Genomic DNA, 19,048 nt, shown 5'->3' with positions numbered 1-19,048 from the left:
GGCTGCCATGGAAGAACGTAGAAATGAGATATTAAAAGAACTTGACAGAAAAGGAAGAGTAAAAGTTACAGATCTGAGCAAAGAATTCGGCTGCTCAGAGGTAACGATAAGAAATGACATCAAAGCGATGGATATAGAAGGGTTGTTGAAACGTACCCATGGCGGAGCAGTAAAGGTCGAGACAGAGACGGAACGGAAGTATTCGGCAGAGACGATCTACCGGAATGTTACACAGAAGAAGCAGATTGCAGAGGCAGCATATGAATTTCTGGATGACAGGGATACGATCATTATTGATGATGCATCAACCAGCTTTTACCTTGCACAGGAGATTAAGAATCATCCGGAGAAGCGGATCGCAGTTGTAACCAATTCTCTGATTGCGGGAAATGAACTTGCGGGAGTCGGACATGTGGAATTGTTCATGATCGGCGGATATGTAACCGGGCATCTCGCTGCCACGATGGGAGATGTGGCAATTCAGAATATGTCAAAATTTCATGTAGATAAAGCGTTTATCGGAGTGCACAGTATTAATTTCAATGTAGGACTTACATCGATTGCCACACCACAGATGGAAGTGAAAAAGGCGATCATGAAGGCGGCAGAGAAAGTATATGTACTGGCAGACAGCAGTAAGTTTGGCGGAGGCTATCTGTCTGTAATCTGTCCAACGAATGAAGTGGATAAGATTATTACAGATGATGGAGTATCAAAAGAGGATATCCAGAAGGCAAAAGAACTGGATATACCGTTGGTTATCGCGTAACGGGAGAGGTACGGATGGAAAGACAGCAGAAAGCCTATAAAGGTGTCATAGACTATTTTAAAAAGAAGATCATGGACGGAGAATTGCGTCCGGGAGAAAAATTGCCGCCGGAGAGAGACATTGCAGAACGACTGAACGTGAGTCGTAATTCGGTGCGGGAAGCAATTCGTATCATGGATATGACAGGAGTGATCTCTTCACAGCAGGGATCAGGAAATTACATTACATGTGAGTTCCAGAAGAGCCTTGCGGAGACCATGACAATGATGTTCGCTATGGATCAGATCGATTATAAGCAGATCAGCCAGATTCGTCAGGCACTGGAATGCCTGGCATTTTCGCTTGCCATAGAACATGCATCGGACGAACAGATAAAAGAAATGGAATCATTGGTAAAAGAGCTGGATAAAAGTACCGATGATGTAAAGAATGCGGCTCTGGATAAGAAGCTTCATTTTATGCTTGCACAAAGTTCGGGGAATATTCTGGTACTGGATTTTCTGGAAGCGTGTTCCGGCGTTATAGATTCGTTTATTCATGATATGCGTGCAGCGATTCTGCGCACGGAAGAACGGAAAAAATTGTTAAATGAATGTCATAAAAAATTGATAGAAGCACTGAAAGAGAAAGATGAAACGAAAGGTCAGGAAGCATTAAAACGCCATTTTATGCTGATCAATGAGATTCTGGAAGAGCGGGAAAATAGAAAAATATAGGGAGCATAAAAGGAAAGAGGCTTTGCCAAGAAGCCATATCTCAGAGAATCCCTTCCGACAGAAAACCTGGAATTGATGAACGGAATTAAGAGGGTGTTTGATCCGAAGAATATTTTGAATCCACACAAAGTTGCACAGTTATAAATTACTGTCAGATAGAAGAACTTTTGACATATAATTTCATATTTTATAGCAGATGGGAGTATATCCTGTCTGCTATTATTTTGCATATCTATAATAGGAAAGGAATGGAACTATGGCGTATTCGATCATGTTGGATGCCGGACACGGCGGTGCAAAAGATCCTGGAGCAGTCTATGAAGGACGTCAGGAAAAAGATGACAACCTGAAACTTGTGCTGGCAATTGGAGAGATACTGTCGGACAGAGGACTGGATGTAGAATATACGCGGACAACAGATGTCTATGAAACACCTTATGAGAAGGCGATGAAAGCAAATAATGCGGGAGTTGATCTTTTTGTTTCTATTCACAGGAATTCGTTTCCTGTAGATAATGAAGTGGAAGGTGTGGAAAGCCTGGTCTATGATCTGTCCGGGTTAAAATATGAAATGGCACAGAATATCAATGAGCAGCTGGAAGGTGTAGGGTTTGTGAATCTGGGGGTGAAAGCAAGACCGAATCTTGTAGTCTTGAAACGTACAAAGATGCCGGCGGTGCTGGTAGAAGTCGGATTCATCAATTCGGATACAGACAATCAGCTGTTTGATGATAATTTCCAGGATATTGCACAGGCAATCGCGGATGGAATCCTGGATACACTGGAAAGTAACGGCCTGATCCAGGAAGAAAAAGTTCCGGTGTACCGGGTGCAGGTGGGACTGTTCCGCAATCAGCGCTATGCGAACCGGCTGCTGAATGAGCTGCTGGAACAGGAATATCCGGCATACATTGACCGGTCCGGTCCGTATCACAGAGTCTATGTGGGTGAATTTGACAACCTGAATGATGCGGTACAGATGGAACGGCGCCTGAAACGGGCAGGATATCAGACATTGATCGTACAATGAAAAAATTAACATAGATTTTTTATTACTGAGATATTCTATTTAACATAGCCTTCTTATACTTGAATCAGCAAATGAGATAGAGAGAAGATTCAAGGAAAACGGGAGGCGTTTTGAGATGAAAAGTTTATGGAATATGTTGAATAAAGAATTTACAATAGAAGGAGCGGTCAGTGCATTTCTGGTGATCAATATCATTGCCTGGACGCTGATCACAATGGGAGTAGGGATGCTGGTTTGTAAGTTCCTTGGATTCTCGATTGGCGGTAACATGACGAATCTTATGTGTGCGGGAATCTATGGCGGTCTGATCGTGGGATTGATCGGAGGAATCCTGTATCTGTATGAGTTATACAGACATCATTCTATGGAATAATAAGAATAAATATATAATTATAATGTAATAAAAAGATCTGCTTTACAGAAAAATGTAGGGTAGATCTTTTTGTGTACAGAGGTTTTCTGTATGATGAGGAATGGAAAGCAGATTGACATGGCAGTATTTTCATAATATGATGGAATTACTTTGAGAAAAGATGAAGAAACAAGAGTATCAGGAGAGACGGAGGATTATCAATATGGCGGATAGATTGGAATTTAAAGAAAAACTGGCGGGAATTCTGGCGCTGGCAGAAGGACAGAATGGAAAAATCACAGTAGATGAAGTGGAAAAATACTTTGAAGAAGACGGACTTTCGCAGGAACAGATGAATCTGGTCTGTGATTATCTGTTATCGATGAAGATGGCGGTAGTCGGATACAAACAGACCGGAGGGACGGTAAAAGAGGCTGAGAAAGAAGAAAAACAGCCATTAAGTGCAGAAGAACAGAAATACGTGGAAGAATATCTGCGCGGACTCGGGGATATGAAAGAAGAGACACAGGAAGAAGTACGTATGGCTTATTATCTGCCGAAAGTAGTGGAAGAAGCGGTCAGATTGCATCATCCGGAAGTGTTTATCGGTGACATGATCCAGGAGGGAAATATAGCATTGATGGTCGCATTGAAAGAGATTCCGAAGGAAAAAGACGAAGAAGAGATTCTGGAGCAGGTGCGTGCCGGAATGATGGCTTCCCTGGAGTCGCAGACAGAGGTGAAAAGAAGAGATCATAAGATGGTTGAAAAAGTGACAGAACTTGATGAAGCAATTAAGAGTATGAAAGAAGAGTACGGACGGAAAGTCAGTGTAGACGAAGTGGCAGAACGTCTCGGAATCAGTGAGGATGAGATCGAAGATATTCTGAAACTTGCCGGAGAAGAGGTAAAAGACGAAGAATAATGAGATATGAAAAAGGAGACGGGGTTAATCCTCGTCTCCTTCTTCATCTTCCGGTTTCGGTTCCGGCAGATATAAATGTACGCTTTCGATTCTGTTTTTATCTAATTTTTCTACAACCAGATGGATGCCGTCTTCGGTGGTGACGCCGTCGCCGATCTCAGGAAGACGGTCCAGATGCTCGATAATGAATCCACCGACGGAATCATACTCTTCTGAGGTCAGGTCAAGATCGAGCCTGTCGTTTAAGTCATCCAGATTCGTGGAGCCTTCTACGATGTATTCCCGCTCTCCGATCTGCTTTATGAAGTCTTCTTCATTCTCATCATATTCATCATGAATTTCTCCGACAATCTCTTCCAGAATATCCTCCAGTGTGATCAGACCGGAAGTCTCACCGTATTCATCCAGAACGATGGCAATGTTAAAAGAAGCCTGACGCATCTCCACAAGTAATTCGGAAATGTTCTTGTATTCGTAAGTGAAATAGGCCTCACGCATAAAGTCGCGGATATGAAACTCTTTTTCCTTATCATATAAGAGAAGGTCTTTCATATTGATCGTACCGATAACGTTGTCTGTTGTATCTTCAAAAATCGGAAGACGTGTGAATTTGTCCTCGCGGAAAATGTCGATCAATTCTTCGTAAGTAGCATTTACATCGGCGAATGTAACATGGACTCTCGGTACCATGACATCTTTCGCTTTTGCGTCGCCGAGATCGAACACGTTATAGATCATCTCTTTTTCATCGGATTCGATGACACCGCTTTCATGGCTGACGTCCACGATCGTACGAAGCTCAGATTCTGTCATCTGGTTATTCTTCGCATTTGGATCAATGTGGAGGACACGCAGAATGATATCAGAAAGCTTGTTGATAATAAATACAAATGGTGTCATGACCTTGATGTACAGATTGATGACCGGAGCATAACGAAGAGACATCTTCTCTGCATGCAGTGTAGCCATCGTCTTTGGTGTGATCTCCCCAAAGATAATAATAAGTACAGATAAAACAGCACTTGCCACTGCTACCATAGAACCGCCAAGGTTGTAAGCAAGGGTTGTGGTAAGGGAAGCGGCGGAAAGATTCACCACATTATTACCGATCAGGATCGCACTTAACATTTTACTGGTGTCATCTGTGATGTGCATGACGGTCTTCGCTTTTTTATTTCCCTCGTCGGCAAGACCACGGATACGCATCCGGTTGACCGTCGTAAGAGCTGTCTCCGCAGATGAAAAAAATCCTGAAAGTATCAGTAAAATCAATAGAATAATGAGCTGTATCGCGACACTCGTGTCCAATTGTAAAATCCACTCCTTTAAAAAATAAATACTTGGCATTAATATACAGCATTTACGCCAAATTTGCAAGTGTACGTTGAATTTGCGATACGTTTAGTGTAAGATGTAGTTATTGTTTGAGGGTGGGAATTTTTTGGACTGAAAATTCTGTATGATATAATAATGGTTGGAAAAAAGCAACCTGCTGATGAAAAGGGTGGAGATGAGAATGAATCAGGAATTAGGAAAGAAATTATTAAGTATTTTAAAAGAGGAACAGGTAAAAAAAGACGAACCGATGAAAAGTCACACGACATTTCGTGTGGGAGGTCCGGCAGATTATTTTGTGACACCGCAGACAGCAGAAGAAGTTGCGAAGGTGATAGAAGCATGTACACAGGAAAAAGTTCCTTATTATATAGTGGGAAATGGAAGCAATCTTCTGGTATCGGATAAAGGATATGAGGGCGTGATTATCCAGATCTATAAGCAGATGAATCAGGTAAAAGTGGAAGGTGCACAGATCCATGCACAGGCTGGTGCGCTGCTTTCGATGATCGCAAAGAGAGCGTTGGATGCAGAACTTACCGGATTTGAATTCGCGGCAGGAATTCCAGGAACGCTCGGCGGAGCCTGTGTAATGAATGCAGGAGCATACGGTGGAGAGATGAAAGACGTCCTTAAGTCTGTAACAGTACTGACAGGTAAAGGAGAAGTGAAGACGCTTGCCAAAGAAGAACTGGAACTGGGATACCGTACCAGTGTGATCGCGAAAAAAGGATATATCGTATTAGAGGCAGTGCTCGAACTTCAAAAAGGCGAGAAAGAAAAGATCCAGGCAGTGATGGATGATCTGAAGGAAAGACGTGTGACAAAGCAGCCACTGGAGTATCCAAGTGCAGGAAGTACATTCAAGCGTCCGGAAGGGTATTTTGCAGGAAAACTGATCCAGGATGCAGGGCTTCGTGGTTTCCAGGTAGGAGGAGCACAGGTGTCTGAAAAGCATTGTGGATTTGTGATCAATAAAGATCAGGCTACAGCATCAGATGTGATGAATCTGATGAACCAGGTGTCTGATAAGGTATATGAAGAGTTTGGAGTACGGCTTCAGCCGGAAGTAAAGAGACTGGGAGAATTCTAAGATGAGATGTGTGATTGTTACCGGAATGTCCGGAGCTGGAAAAAGTACAGCACTTAAGATGCTGGAAGATATGGGATATTTCTGTGTAGATAATCTGCCGGTGCCGTTGATACCGAAGATGGCGGAGCTGTTAAGTGTTCCGGGCACAGAGATTAATAAAGCGGCACTTGGAGTTGACATTCGAAGCGGACAGAATTTTTCTGAACTTGAAAAGATTTTAAAAGATCTGGACCAGTCAGGAACCAGATTTGAGATCCTTTATCTGGAATCCCGTGATGATGTTCTGATCAAAAGATATAAAGAAACGAGACGTTTTCATCCGTTGTCCGGAAAAGGCGGCAGGGTGGAAGAAGGAATCAGGGAAGAGAGAAAACGCCTGAAGTTCTTAAGAGAACGGGCAGATTATCTGATTGACAGCAGTCATATGCTGACCAGAGAACTGCGTGCAGAGCTGTCGAAGATTTTTGTGGAAAATAAGGAATATAAGAATCTGTATATATCTGTGCTGTCGTTTGGGTTCAAATATGGAATCCCGGCAGATGCAGATCTGGTATTTGATGTAAGATTTCTTCCTAATCCTTATTACATAGATGAACTTCGTCCAAAGAGTGGTAATGACAGAGAAGTCAGAGAATATGTTATGAATAATGACAAAGCAAGGGAGTTCCTTGCAAAATTGACGGATATGATAGAATTTCTGATTCCTAATTATGTACAGGAAGGAAAGACACAGCTTGTGATCGGCATCGGATGTACGGGAGGAAAACACCGCTCGGTTACGCTCGCGAATGAGCTGTACGAGGCGCTTCAGAAGAATGATAATTATGGTATCCGGATAGAACACCGAGATATAGGAAAGGATGCTATTACCAAAGCGAGGTAGAAGATCAGATGTCATTTTCTGGAAAAGTTAAAGAAGAATTGTTAGAGCATTATGCCCGTGCGAGACATTGTGATATTGCGGAATTATCGGCAATTGTTCACATGGCGGGAGAATTTAAGGTGGGACACGGAGGTGTATGCTGCCTTAAGGTGCATACGGAAAATCTTGGAGTTGCGAGAAAATGCTTTACATTATTGGTAAAAACGTTTAATATAAAAACTGATGTCGTAGTCCGCAGAAATACGGGAAAGGATAACTACAGCTATTATATTTACGCAAAAGGTGAAGAATTGCTGGCGATACGTGACACGATCGTGCAGGCAGTCTGCTGTAAAAGGGCATATATAAGAGGGGCATTTATTGCATCGGGGTCTATGAGTGATCCAAGTAAGTCCTATCATTTTGAAATTGTCTGCAATGATGAGAATCAGGCAGAACATCTGAAAGAGATGATGAACAGTTTTGGCGTGGATGCCAAGATCGTTCAGCGTAAAAGAACATATGTGGTATATCTGAAAGAAGGGTCACAGATTGTAGATATGCTGAATGTGATGGAAGCACATGTGGCTCTGATGGAACTGGAGAATGTACGTATTGTGAAAGAGATGCGCAATTCAGTGAACCGTAAAGTAAATTGTGAGACGGCTAATATTAATAAAACCGTATCTGCTGCAGTAAGGCAGATGGAGGATATTACATATATCAGAGATCAGATCGGTTTTGATAAGTTGCCGGAGGGATTAAGAGACGTTGCCCTTACGCGTCTGGCGTATCCGGAAGCAGCTTTGAAAGAACTGGGTCAACTGATGGCAAGCCCGCTTGGTAAATCAGGGGTTAATCATCGACTCAGGAAGTTAAGTGAAATAGCACAAGGGTTAAGGGAACAGCAAGGAGGAGCAAGTCGTTATGATTAGAAAGCCTGTTACCATTCAAAACAATATGGACATGGAAGACCGTCCGGTGGCTCATCTTGTACAGGAAGCAAGCCAGTACGCGAGCCAGGTATACATTCTGATGGGAAGCAAAAAGATTAACGCAAAAAGTATTATGGGGATGATGAGCCTGAAACTTCAGAAAGGTGAGGATGTTACGATCATAGCAGATGGCCAGGATGAAGATGCAGCCGTAAGTGGTGTGGCAACATTTCTTGGAGCACAGAAGTAATACGGGAGAATAATATAGAAACGATATGTAAAATAAAGGGGCCGTTGTGATGGAAGTTGCAATAGCCTCTTCGTTATTAAGAAAGATAAGGAGGAGGAATGTTTATGAAGCGTTTGCTTTTTATCTATAATCCACATGCAGGAAAAGAACTTTTAAAACCGAAACTTGCAGATGTTATTGATATCTTTGTGAAAGCGGGATATGAGGTTGTAGCATATCCGACGCAGGCATACCGTGATGCCTATAAAAAGATTAAAAAATATGACTCAAACGAATATGATCTGGTCGTGTGCAGCGGAGGAGACGGAACGCTTGATGAAGTTGTGACCGGTATGATGAAGCGAGACAGGGATAAGAGGGATCCGATCGGCTATATCCCGACCGGAACAACGAATGACTTTGCAAGCAGTCTTCACATCCCGAGAGGTTTGCTGGAAGCGGCAGATAATGCTGTGAATGGAGAGGTATTTTCCTGCGACGCAGGAAGATTTAATGATGATATTTTTGTGTATATTGCGGCATTTGGACTTTTTACGGATGTATCGTACCAGACCAAACAGTCAATGAAAAATGTATTGGGACATTTGGCGTATGTTCTGGAAGGGGCGAAGCGTCTGTTCAACATTCCTTCTTACAAAGTGAAAGTAACACATGATGATGAAGTGATCGAAGATGAATTCGTATATGGTATGGTTACGAATTCCAGATCAGTCGGCGGATTCCGTAATCTGGTCGGAAAACAGGTGGGGTTTGATGATGGCGTGTTTGAAGTAACGTTGATCAAGACACCAAAGAATCCGATCGAATTACAGGAGATTATTGCTGCACTGATGATTCAGCAGATGGATTCCAAATATATGTATACGTTCAAGAGCGGACGGATCATGTTTGAATCGATTGAGGAGATTCCGTGGACACTGGATGGGGAATTCGGCGGTGAACATGATGAGGTTGTGATTGAGAACTTGAATAAAGAGCTTCAGATCATGGTTCCGGGAACGCATGAAGAAGACTAAAAATCCATGAATTGTAGAAAAATCCAAAAAATTTAAAAAAATTAAAAAAAGTACTTGCCTTTTTGCAAAATCCTTGCTATACTAGGCAAGTACCAAACAAATGGCTCCGTGGTCAAGCGGTCAAGACGCTAGCCTCTCACGCTGGAATCAGGGGTTCGATTCCCCTCGGAGTCACTGATGAAGATCTGCAGAATGTTCTGTAGATCTTTTTTTTCTTTTTAATCTAAGTATGTAAGAGAAAAGGCTGAGGATAAGTTCTCGGTATATCACTAAAATACTCGAAGCAAATCTAATAAAATTTATTTATTAATATTATAGATGAAATCTATAATATACCCTTTATATAAAGAAAAACAATTTCAACAAACAGACAATAAATGCTACTATTGAAGCAGTCAGAAAGGAATAGGAATTATGAAAAATCTTTTGATAGTATCTCATTGTATTTTGAATAATGCGGCAAAAGTAGAACAGGATGAAGCTGAGCTGGCTGAAGAATATAAAATCCGTGAAGAACTGATGCAGCTTATTTTGAAAAAAGATGTACAGCTGCTTCAATTGCCTTGTCCGGAATTTATTATGTATGGATCTCAAAGATGGGGACATGTGAAGAACCAGTTTCAACATCCATTTTACATGGAACAATGCCGTAAAATTCTTGAACCGGTTCTGCTTCAGTTGCAGGAATACGCACAACATGTGGAAAAATTCCATGTTCTGGGGATTGTTTCTGTAGAGGGCAGTCCGAACTGTGGATATCATCTGACCTGTGAAGGAGAATGGAAAGGTGAGATTGGTACGGATGAAAAAAGAATACAGGACATTCAGAAATCTCTGAAAATGACAGAAAATCCGGGTGTGTATATGGAAGTACTGGAAAAAGAACTTCAAAAAAGAAATATGAAAATTCCTATTGTGACGATGAAAGAAGCAGTGCAACTGCTGAACAACTAAAGGTTAGAGAGAAAAGAGGAGAACAAAATGAAAAACAGAAAAGTCTATGTAACAACTTTTTGCGGTGTTGCAGTAGCAATGAACATCGTGCTTGGAATTATCACATCGGCACTGGGAATCCCGTTATATCTGGATACACTGGGAACTGTGCTTTCCGCAGCAATTCTTGGTCCGGTACCGGGAATCATTGTAGGAGCATTGAGCAATATTATTACGGGGCTGATCTACAGTGTGTCAGATATCCCATTCTGTCTGGTAAATATGGCAGTCGGTCTGATCGTAGGTCTTGTGGCAAAAAAATGGAAATTTGGAATCGTACCAGCAGTGATTACAGGTATTGCGCTTAGCTTTATCTGCCCGGCAATTGGAACACCAATCGGAATCTATGTATATGGTGGACTGAATGGATCTGTATCTGATATGCTGGTAATGTCACTGGTACAGGGCGGAAAAACAATTTTCCAGGCTTCATTCCTTAGAAATGTTGCATCAAACTTAATCGATAAGATCGGAACATGTATTATTGGATGCCTGCTCATTAAGGCAATGCCGATGAGATTCATGGATAATTTTAAGAAAGAGGCATAAATCTCATATGATAAAGATTGAAAATCTGGTACATAAGTATACGATATGGAAAGATGAAAATACAAAAAGTGAGAAGACAGTATTGGACGGAATATCATTAGATATTCCGTCTGGTCAGTTTGTGGCAATTTTAGGACCGAATGGTTCCGGAAAGTCTACATTGGCAAAACATTTAAATGTACTGCTGCTTCCGAATGAAGGAACGGTATGGATTGACGGGAAAGATACACATGCAAAAGAAAGGCTCTGGGAAATCAGAAGTCAGGTTGGCATGGTATTTCAGAATCCGGATAACCAGATCATTGGGACGAGTGTAGAAGAAGATGTTGCATTTGGTCCGGAAAACAAAAATATAGAACCGGAAAAAATAAGAAAAATTGTAGAAACTGTTTTGCGAAAAGTGAAGCTGTGGGATCGGAGAAAGGCGTCACCTTCCAGATTATCCGGCGGACAAAAACAGAGACTGGCAACGGCCGATGCGCTGGCAGGACTTCCGGCATGTCTGGTGTTAGATGAACCGACAGCTATGCTTGATCCGGATTCAAGAAAAGAAGTAATAAATATCGTGAAAGAATTGAATCGAAAAGAAGAAATGACGATTATTCTGATTACGCATCACACGGATGAAGTAGTAGATGCAGACCGTATTGTATTGATGAAGGATGGGAAAATCATCGGGGATGACATTCCGAAGAAAATATTTGCGGATTACGAATTGTTAAAAAAGGCAAAAATGGATATTCCGCCGGTTGTAGAGTTGGGAATGAGATTAGAAAAACAGCAAATTGGATTAGAGGGTCCGGTTTTACAGGAACAGGAAATGATCGAAAAAATCGTGAAATTATACAGAAGTAAATGTGGAGGCAAAAAGGATGCTGCAAGGTAAACATATCACATTTTCTTATTCAGATTCGGCAAAAGGGAAGATAGATGTTTTGAAAGATGTCTCATTTGAGATTAGAGAACATGATTTTATAGGACTGATTGGTACATCCGGGTCGGGAAAGACAACATTGATCAAGCATCTGAATGGTCTGCTGAAGGCGGAATCGGGAGAGATCTTTTTCAATGGGGAAAATATATATAGTAAAAAATATCCGATTTCAAAATTAAGAAAAGAAGTTGGTCTTGTATTTCAGTATCCGGAGCAGCAATTATTTGGCAGGACGATTCTGAAAGATGTTATGTATGGGCCGCTGAATCTTGGAATGAGTGAAGAAGAGGCTGAAAAGTCTGCAGTAGAAAGTCTGGAGCTTGTCGGAATCTCAAAAGAGTATTATCATTTGAGTCCGATGGAACTTTCGGGAGGTCAGAAACGATGCGTTGCGATTGCGGGAGTACTGGCGATGCAGCCGGAGATATTGGTGTTAGACGAACCGGCAGCAGGACTTGATCCTGAAACAAAAAATGAAATATTCGAGTTGTTGTGCAGGATAAGGAAAGAACGAAATAATGCAATTGTATTGGTTTCGCACCATATGGAAGATGTAGCTCAATTTGCTAATCGGGTATGGGTGATGCATGAAGGAAAGATCGCAATGGATGGCACTCCGGAAGAAGTATATGGAAGAGTGGAAGAGTTAGAAGAAATGCATATAGGAATCCCGCAGATTACGCATTTGACATATTCGCTGATACAGGAAGGTCTGCCTTTGTCGAGGCCGGCAATCAATATAGCGGATGCTGAAGAGATGCTGGTGAGAATATTTAAAGGAGAGAAGGAAAGATGATTCGGGATATTACGATTGGAAGATATTATGATTCGGAATCTGTGATTCACCGGATGGATCCGAGAACAAAACTGATGGGAGTTCTGGTTTATATTATTTCTTTATTTCTTGTAAAAAATGTCTGGTGGTATCTCGGATGTCTGATTGTAATGCTGGTTCTTTATAGGCTTGCAAGAGTTCCAGTGGGATATTTGTTAAAAGGATTAAGAGGAATTCTTGTTCTGCTTTGCTTTACTTTTCTGTTCCGTATGCTGTATACACCGGGAGATGCGGTCGCATCTGTTTGGATATTTACCATAACAAAACAGGGAATATGGAAAGCAGTGCAGATGACAGCAAGGATAGCTTTGATGATCACAGGTGCGTCTCTGCTTTCTTACACTTCAACGCCGAAAGAACTGGCAGATGGTCTGGAGAAGGCTTTTTCGGGATTGGGGAAGATTGGAGTCCCGGTACATGAGATGGCAGTGATCGTGATGATAGCATTTCGTTTTATCCCGATTATGCTGGAAGAGTTAAATGTGTTGATGGATGCACAGGCGGCAAGAGGTGCAAGGTTTGAAGAGGGAAATGTTGTCGAAAAATGTAAAGGGGTTATGACGTTATTGTTTCCGCTGTTTCTGATGACGGTCAGGAGATCATCGGATCTGGCTATGGCGATGGAAGCGCGGGGATATACCGGAAGCACAGAAACTTCAAGAATGTATCCGTTGACATATAAAAAAGAAGACAGGGCAGGATACATTGTTATCTTGATATATCTTGCCGTTTTCATAATTGGCCGGATAAGTTTCTTGTTTTTTTAGAAGTTATGATATATAATGCAAGTGAAACAAATTTGTCATAGTGAAAGTAGTAATACTTATGGCATCAAGAATTGGAGGAATAACATATGTTAGTATCAGCAAAAGAAATGCTCGATAAGGCAGTAGAAGGTCATTACGCAGTAGGACAGTTTAACATCAACAACTTAGAGTGGACAAAATCTATTCTCCTTACAGCAGAAGAGTTAAAGTCACCAGTTATCTTAGGTGTATCTGAGGGGGCTGGAAAATACATGACAGGATTCAAGACTGTAGCAGCTATGGTTAAAGCTATGATGGAAGAACTTAACATCACAGTTCCTGTAGCATTACACCTTGACCACGGAACATACGAAGGATGTAAAAAATGTATTGATGCAGGATTTTCTTCAATCATGTTCGACGGATCTAAATATCCAATTGAAGAGAACGTAGAGAAGACAAGAGAACTTATCGCTATCTGCAGAGAAAAAGGAATGTCTATCGAAGCCGAAGTAGGATCTATCGGTGGAGAAGAAGACGGAGTTATCGGTAGAGGTGAATGTGCTGATCCTAACGAGTGTAAGATGATTGCTGATCTCGGTGTTGACATGCTTGCAGCTGGTATCGGTAATATTCATGGAAAATACCCGGCTAACTGGGAAGGATTAAGCTTTGAGACTCTGGATGCTGTTCAGCAGCTGACAGGAAAAATGCCATTAGTTCTTCACGGTGGTACAGGAATTCCGGACGATATGATTAAGAAAGCAATCAGTCTCGGAGTTGCTAAGATTAATGTTAATACAGAGTGCCAGCTGTCATTCGCTGATGCTACACGTAAATATATTGAAGCAGGAAAAGATCTGGAAGGAAAAGGATACGATCCTCGTAAACTCCTGAAACCAGGTGCTGAAGCTATCCAGGCAACAGTTAAAGAGAAGATGGAATTATTTGGTTCAGTAGGAAAAGCTGAATAATTAAAAATTTTCACTTGCCTTTTTTGACTGGTTGAGTTATACTAACTGGCATAGGAAGAACAAAGGCGTTCCAACGGAAGTTGGAGTGCCTTTTTTCATATCATGGTATGCACAGAAAGTACATACAACAGATTTTATGTATACCATAGTGTGAAACTTATACTATAAATAACAATGAGAAAGGAAACGAGGAGACATGAGTGAAGCAATTAATGTAGCCAAGATATTTGGCGAAGACGTATTCAATGATACTGTAATGCAGGAACGTCTTCCAAAGAAAGTCTATAAGGATCTGAAGAAAACAATTGAAGAAGGTAAGGAATTAGACCTTGCTACAGCAGATGTAATTGCACATGAGATGAAAGAATGGGCAATTGAGAAAGGGGCTACACATTATACTCACTGGTTTCAGCCTCTGACAGGTGTAACTGCTGAAAAGCATGATTCATTTATTTCAGCACCACTTCCAAATGGAAAAGTACTGATGAGCTTTTCAGGAAAAGAACTGATCAAAGGTGAGCCGGATGCATCTTCATTCCCATCAGGCGGACTTCGTGCAACATTCGAAGCAAGAGGATATACAGCATGGGATTGTACATCACCAGCATTCGTAAGACATGATGCAGCAGGCGCAACACTTTGTATCCCGACAGCATTCTGTTCATACAAAGGAGAGGCACTTGATCAGAAAACTCCACTTCTTCGTTCTATGCAGGCAATCAATGAGCAGTCGCTGAGACTGTTAAGATTGTTTGGAAATACAACATCTAAGAAAGTAACTCCTTCTGTAGGACCAGAGCAGGAATATTTTCTTGTAGATGCAGATAAATTCTTACAGAGAAAAGACTTGATCTATACAGGACGTACACTGTTCGGAGCAATGCCTCCAAAAGGACAGGAATTAGATGACCACTACTTCGGAACCATCCGCCAGAGAATCGCAGGATTCATGAAAGATGTTAACGAAGAACTCTGGAAAGTTGGTGTAACATCTAAGACACAGCACAACGAAGTTGCACCTGCTCAGCATGAACTTGCACCAATCTATGCAGAGTGTAACGTAGCACTGGATCATAACCATATCGTAATGCAGACTCTGAAGAGAGTTGCATGCCAGCATGGTATGAAGTGCTTACTTCATGAGAAACCATTTGCAGGAGTCAATGGTTCTGGTAAACATGATAACTGGTCTCTTACAACAGACGACGGAAAGAATCTGTTAGAGCCAGGAAAAACTCCTCATGAAAATATTCAGTTCTTACTGGTACTTACATGTATCCTGAAAGCTGTAGATACACATGCAGATCTTCTTCGTGAATCTGCTGCAGACCCGGGAAATGATCACAGACTTGGAGCCAATGAGGCACCACCGGCAATCATTTCTGTATTCCTTGGAGAACAGTTAGAAGATGTGCTGGAACAGCTGATCAGTACAGGAGAAGCTACACACAGTCTGAAAGGTGGAAAACTTCAGACAGGAGTTGACACACTTCCGGATCTTGCAAAAGATGCAACAGACCGTAACAGAACATCACCATTTGCATTCACAGGTAACAAATTCGAATTCCGTATGGTAGGTTCCCGTGATTCAATCGCAGGACCAAACGTAGTACTGAATACAATCGTTGCAGAAGCATTCTCAGAGGCTTGTGATGTCCTTGAAAAAGCAGATAACTTTGATGAAGCAGTTCATGACCTGATCAAGAAATATGCGACAGAGCATCAGAGAGTGGTATTCGACGGTAATGGATACTCAGATGCATGGGTAGAGGAAGCTGAAAGACGTGGACTTCCAAATATCAGATCTATGGTAGAAGCAATACCTGCCCTGACTACAGACAAGGCTATCAATATGTTTGAAAAATTCAAAGTATTTACAAAAGCTGAGCTGGAATCCCGTGCAGAGATCAAATTTGAAAGCTATGCAAAGGCAATCAATATTGAAGCACGTACTATGATCGATATGGCAAGCAAACAGATTATTCCTGCAATTATTAAATATACGAAAGAACTTGCAGATACAGTAGTTGCAGTAAAAGAAGCCGGCGCAGATGCATCTGTTCAGGCAGAACTTCTGACAGAAGTATCCGGATTATTAGCAGAGTCTAAGAAAGCGTTGGAAGCACTGAAGGTTGTAACAGATCAGGCAGCAGCTATGGAAGAGGGAGAAGATCAGGCAAGATTCTATCACTCCGATGTAGTACCTGCTATGGAAGCACTCCGTGCACCGGTTGATAAACTGGAAATGATTGTTGATAAAGAAGCATGGCCGATGCCTTCTTACGGAGATCTGATATTTGAAGTATAAACAAAAAAGAGCAGGTCATTCGTTAGACGAAGAAATTATTTTAGAAATACATTAGAAAAATTTAAGAACCCTGGACTTGGAATGGACACATGATTGTGCTATTCTAAGTTCAGGGTTTTTTATACCAAAGTATGTAAAATCCTGTAAGGAGGGCAATCATGACAAAACGGGAATTTTTAGATAAATTAAAAAAAGCGCTTGCGAATGACCTTTCGGGAAATGTAATTCGGGATAATGTGGATTATTATAATGATTATATTACAGAAGAAGTGCGAAAAGGCAGAAAAGAGTCAGAAGTAATAGAAGAGCTTGGCGATCCATGGGCAATTGCGAAGAATATCATTACCTCGGAAGAAATCAAGGGAAATACGGGGGAAACATATGACAGCTATGAGCCGGAAAGACAGAGAAGCCAGACGTATGAACAGGGCTATGACGAGGAATCAGGACACAGAGGAGTGCATGTCTTCGGACTTGATACATGGTGGAAGAAACTGGTGCTTCTTCTTGGAATCATTGGTGTTATCGTATTAGTTGTGGCTGTAATTGGAGGAATCATCAGTATTCTGGCACCGATATTTATTCCGCTGTTGATCCTGTGTCTGATCTTAAAGCTAGTGAAGGGTTCCAGAAGGTGAGAGAGCGGAAAGACTCGTTGATTTTTGGAAAATTTGATATATGCAAAAATAAAAGACCGATGGGGGAGCCATCGGTCTTTTGAGGGGAGTATAAATAATTAATAAGGGGTTGTAGAAAGTATTCTTTCTACAACAACAGTATAATATAGTAAAATGTAAAAATCAAGAAAAATATTAAAAAATTCTTAATATATCGCCGGATGTATAATCAGTGAATGACAGGACATACTAATCTCGTAGCAAAAAAGATTAGGAGGAATTCAAAATGGCTAAAAATTACAACTCATCAGAAAACTGTCATAACGCATCAGACAAGAACACATCAAACAAAAATGCATCCAGAAACACATCAAATAAGAATTCATATGGAAAAAATGCATACGACAAGAATGCATCGAACAAAAACGCATATGATAAAGATGCGAAAGACAAGAATTCTTATAATTACGGAAATGAAAACAGTCAGTATTAGGAAAAAGTTTTCCGGACAGGACGTGCAAACGCACGTCCTGTTTTGGGGTTTACATACGATATAGCAAAACATATTGACAAAAACTATTACTTGTCAGTAAGATAAAGAAGTAGAAATTAATATTTATTATATGGAGAAATAGATGAAAAAAATGGAATTGATCGCTCCCTGTCATTTTGGATTGGAAGCAGTATTAAAAAGAGAGATACTGGATCTGGGATATGATATCTCAGAAGTAGAAGATGGAAGAGTTGGGTTTTGGGGAGATGCGGAAGCAATCTGCCGTGCTAATATATTCCTGAGAACTGCAGAAAGGGTGCTCTTAAAAGTAGGAAGCTTTAAGGCTACCAGTTATGAAGAATTATTTGAGAATACAAAGGCACTTGACTGGGAAAATTATATACCGGAAAATGGAAAATTCTGGATTGCGAAAGCAGCATCTGTAAAAAGTAAATTATTCAGTCCATCGGATATCCAGTCAGTAATGAAAAAGGCAATGGTAAGAAGACTTCAACAGAAATATCATGTAGAGTGGTTTGAAGAAGACGGTGCGGCTTATCCGGTAAGAGTTTTTCTGAAAAAAGATGTGGTAACGGTCGGTATCGATACATCGGGAGTATCACTGCATAAGAGAGGGTATCGTGAAGTTGCGGGAAAAGCTCCGATCACAGAGACACTTGCAGCGGCACTGATCATGCTGACGCCATGGCACAAAGACAGGATTCTTGTAGATCCGTTTTGCGGAAGTGGAACATTTCCTATAGAAGCAGCGATGATCGCAGCAAATATCGCACCCGGAATGAACCGGTCATTTACAGCGGAAGAATGGACGAATCTGATCCCAAAGAAGCTTTGGTATGATACGGTGAATGAGGCAAATGAACTGATCGATGATGACATAGAAGTTGACATTCAAGGGTATGATGCAGATGGTTCTGTAATTAAGATTGCAAGACGCAATGCAAGAGAAGCAGGAGTAGATCATCTGATACATTTTCAGGAAAGAGATGTAAAAGATTTGAGCCACCCGAAGAAATATGGATTTATTATTACGAACCCGCCATATGGGGAGAGGCTGGAAGATAAGAAAGACCTGCCGGCATTATATAAAACATTTGGCGAGAGTTTTAAAAATCTGGATTCGTGGTCAGCATACATGATTACTTCTTATGAGGATGCAGAACGCTATTTCGGACGAAAAGCAGATCGTAACCGGAAAATTTACAATGGAATGTTGAAGACATATTTTTACCAGTTCCTGGGACCAAAACCACCTAAGGCAAAGCGTCCGGGAGAAAAACAGGAGAAAAGATAAG

21 protein-coding genes, 1 tRNA gene and 1 pseudogene are annotated in these 19,048 nt (G+C 41.2%); 22 read left to right on the top strand and 1 reads right to left on the bottom strand.

Annotated elements, in window-relative coordinates; genetic code table 11:
* Nucleotides 1-7: 7 nt before the first annotated feature.
* The 6 genes and pseudogenes from NQ508_RS12170 (at nucleotide 8) to NQ508_RS12145 (ending at nucleotide 3,792) form a co-directional block, all read left to right on the top strand.
* Entirely contained in the window at nucleotides 8-769 is a 762-nt protein-coding gene (locus NQ508_RS12170) for a DeoR/GlpR family DNA-binding transcription regulator (RefSeq protein ID WP_006428171.1), read from the top strand.
* A gap of 14 nt (nucleotides 770-783) precedes the next feature.
* Entirely contained in the window at nucleotides 784-1,485 is a 702-nt protein-coding gene (locus NQ508_RS12165) for a FadR/GntR family transcriptional regulator (protein WP_006428172.1), read from the top strand.
* A 30-nt stretch (nucleotides 1,486-1,515) separates the two neighbouring features.
* Nucleotides 1,516-1,629, top strand: a pseudogene (locus NQ508_RS14290) (FAD-linked oxidase C-terminal domain-containing protein); the annotation flags it as partial.
* Between the two features lie 112 nt (nucleotides 1,630-1,741).
* A complete protein-coding gene (locus NQ508_RS12155) occupies nucleotides 1,742-2,515 on the top strand; it encodes an N-acetylmuramoyl-L-alanine amidase (RefSeq protein ID WP_006428173.1) in 774 nt (257 codons plus the stop codon).
* Between the two features lie 115 nt (nucleotides 2,516-2,630).
* Nucleotides 2,631-2,888, top strand: a complete 258-nt coding sequence (locus tag NQ508_RS12150) for a hypothetical protein (RefSeq protein WP_006428174.1) — start codon at nucleotides 2,631-2,633, stop codon at nucleotides 2,886-2,888.
* 202 nt (nucleotides 2,889-3,090) lie between these two features.
* Nucleotides 3,091-3,792 carry a sigma-70 domain-containing protein gene (locus NQ508_RS12145; RefSeq protein ID WP_022415718.1) on the top strand — a complete coding sequence of 234 codons (702 nt, stop codon included), beginning with the start codon at nucleotides 3,091-3,093 and terminating at the stop codon, nucleotides 3,790-3,792.
* Between the two features lie 24 nt (nucleotides 3,793-3,816).
* On the opposite strand, the gene NQ508_RS12140 is transcribed toward NQ508_RS12145, so the two are convergent.
* Entirely contained in the window at nucleotides 3,817-5,100 is a 1,284-nt protein-coding gene (locus NQ508_RS12140; RefSeq protein ID WP_044920323.1) for an HlyC/CorC family transporter, read from the bottom strand.
* 208 nt (nucleotides 5,101-5,308) lie between these two features.
* Here NQ508_RS12140 and murB point away from each other — a divergent pair, with 208 nt between their 5' ends.
* From murB to NQ508_RS12060, 16 genes are all read left to right on the top strand, one after another.
* Nucleotides 5,309-6,220, top strand: coding sequence for a UDP-N-acetylmuramate dehydrogenase (gene murB / locus NQ508_RS12135; RefSeq protein WP_044920325.1), 912 nt, complete (start codon nucleotides 5,309-5,311; stop codon nucleotides 6,218-6,220).
* Between the two features lies 1 nt (nucleotide 6,221).
* Nucleotides 6,222-7,103 (top strand): RNase adapter RapZ, encoded by an 882-nt coding sequence (gene rapZ / locus NQ508_RS12130; protein ID WP_006428178.1) that lies wholly within the window; start codon nucleotides 6,222-6,224, stop codon nucleotides 7,101-7,103.
* An 8-nt stretch (nucleotides 7,104-7,111) separates the two neighbouring features.
* The gene (whiA, locus tag NQ508_RS12125; protein ID WP_006428179.1) at nucleotides 7,112-8,017 is read left to right on the top strand and encodes a DNA-binding protein WhiA; all 906 of its coding nucleotides are present in this window, start codon (nucleotides 7,112-7,114) and stop codon (nucleotides 8,015-8,017) included.
* The gene (locus tag NQ508_RS12120) at nucleotides 8,010-8,267 is read left to right on the top strand and encodes an HPr family phosphocarrier protein (RefSeq protein WP_006428180.1); all 258 of its coding nucleotides are present in this window, start codon (nucleotides 8,010-8,012) and stop codon (nucleotides 8,265-8,267) included. The genes whiA and NQ508_RS12120 overlap by 8 nt, the downstream gene beginning before the upstream one ends.
* A gap of 104 nt (nucleotides 8,268-8,371) precedes the next feature.
* Nucleotides 8,372-9,283 (top strand): diacylglycerol/lipid kinase family protein, encoded by a 912-nt coding sequence (locus NQ508_RS12115; RefSeq protein WP_044920328.1) that lies wholly within the window; start codon nucleotides 8,372-8,374, stop codon nucleotides 9,281-9,283.
* A gap of 102 nt (nucleotides 9,284-9,385) precedes the next feature.
* Nucleotides 9,386-9,457: transfer RNA gene (locus NQ508_RS12110), tRNA-Glu, on the top strand.
* A 240-nt stretch (nucleotides 9,458-9,697) separates the two neighbouring features.
* Nucleotides 9,698-10,237: a CD3072 family TudS-related putative desulfidase gene (locus NQ508_RS12105; protein ID WP_006428183.1), complete on the top strand. Its 540-nt coding sequence runs from the start codon at nucleotides 9,698-9,700 to the stop codon at nucleotides 10,235-10,237.
* A 27-nt stretch (nucleotides 10,238-10,264) separates the two neighbouring features.
* Complete coding sequence (locus NQ508_RS12100; protein ID WP_006428184.1) at nucleotides 10,265-10,825, top strand: CD3073 family putative ECF transporter S component; 561 nt, start codon at nucleotides 10,265-10,267, stop codon at nucleotides 10,823-10,825.
* A 7-nt stretch (nucleotides 10,826-10,832) separates the two neighbouring features.
* Nucleotides 10,833-11,711 (top strand): energy-coupling factor transporter ATPase, encoded by an 879-nt coding sequence (locus NQ508_RS12095; protein ID WP_006428185.1) that lies wholly within the window; start codon nucleotides 10,833-10,835, stop codon nucleotides 11,709-11,711.
* The gene (locus NQ508_RS12090) at nucleotides 11,698-12,555 is read left to right on the top strand and encodes an energy-coupling factor transporter ATPase (RefSeq protein ID WP_006428186.1); all 858 of its coding nucleotides are present in this window, start codon (nucleotides 11,698-11,700) and stop codon (nucleotides 12,553-12,555) included. The genes NQ508_RS12095 and NQ508_RS12090 overlap by 14 nt, the downstream gene beginning before the upstream one ends.
* Nucleotides 12,552-13,361 carry an energy-coupling factor transporter transmembrane component T family protein gene (locus NQ508_RS12085; RefSeq protein WP_022415727.1) on the top strand — a complete coding sequence of 270 codons (810 nt, stop codon included), beginning with the start codon at nucleotides 12,552-12,554 and terminating at the stop codon, nucleotides 13,359-13,361. The genes NQ508_RS12090 and NQ508_RS12085 overlap by 4 nt, the downstream gene beginning before the upstream one ends.
* Before the next feature lie 86 nt (nucleotides 13,362-13,447).
* Complete coding sequence (fba, locus tag NQ508_RS12080) at nucleotides 13,448-14,314, top strand: class II fructose-1,6-bisphosphate aldolase (RefSeq protein WP_006428188.1); 867 nt, start codon at nucleotides 13,448-13,450, stop codon at nucleotides 14,312-14,314.
* A gap of 196 nt (nucleotides 14,315-14,510) precedes the next feature.
* Entirely contained in the window at nucleotides 14,511-16,622 is a 2,112-nt protein-coding gene (locus NQ508_RS12075; RefSeq protein ID WP_006428189.1) for a glutamine synthetase III family protein, read from the top strand.
* A gap of 158 nt (nucleotides 16,623-16,780) precedes the next feature.
* Nucleotides 16,781-17,260, top strand: coding sequence for a DUF1700 domain-containing protein (locus NQ508_RS12070; protein ID WP_006428190.1), 480 nt, complete (start codon nucleotides 16,781-16,783; stop codon nucleotides 17,258-17,260).
* A 265-nt stretch (nucleotides 17,261-17,525) separates the two neighbouring features.
* Complete coding sequence (locus tag NQ508_RS12065) at nucleotides 17,526-17,732, top strand: hypothetical protein (RefSeq protein WP_022415135.1); 207 nt, start codon at nucleotides 17,526-17,528, stop codon at nucleotides 17,730-17,732.
* Nucleotides 17,733-17,874: 142 nt separating this feature from the next.
* Nucleotides 17,875-19,047: a THUMP domain-containing class I SAM-dependent RNA methyltransferase gene (locus tag NQ508_RS12060; protein ID WP_006428192.1), complete on the top strand. Its 1,173-nt coding sequence runs from the start codon at nucleotides 17,875-17,877 to the stop codon at nucleotides 19,045-19,047.
* Nucleotide 19,048: the final 1 nt, after the last annotated feature.

Origin of the sequence: Dorea longicatena (genome assembly GCF_025150085.1) — a bacterium.
Classification (GTDB): domain Bacteria; phylum Bacillota; class Clostridia; order Lachnospirales; family Lachnospiraceae; genus Dorea_A; species Dorea_A longicatena.
The sequence above is the reverse complement of the archived record's forward strand: the minus strand, read 5'-3'. Positions and strand labels throughout refer to the sequence as shown.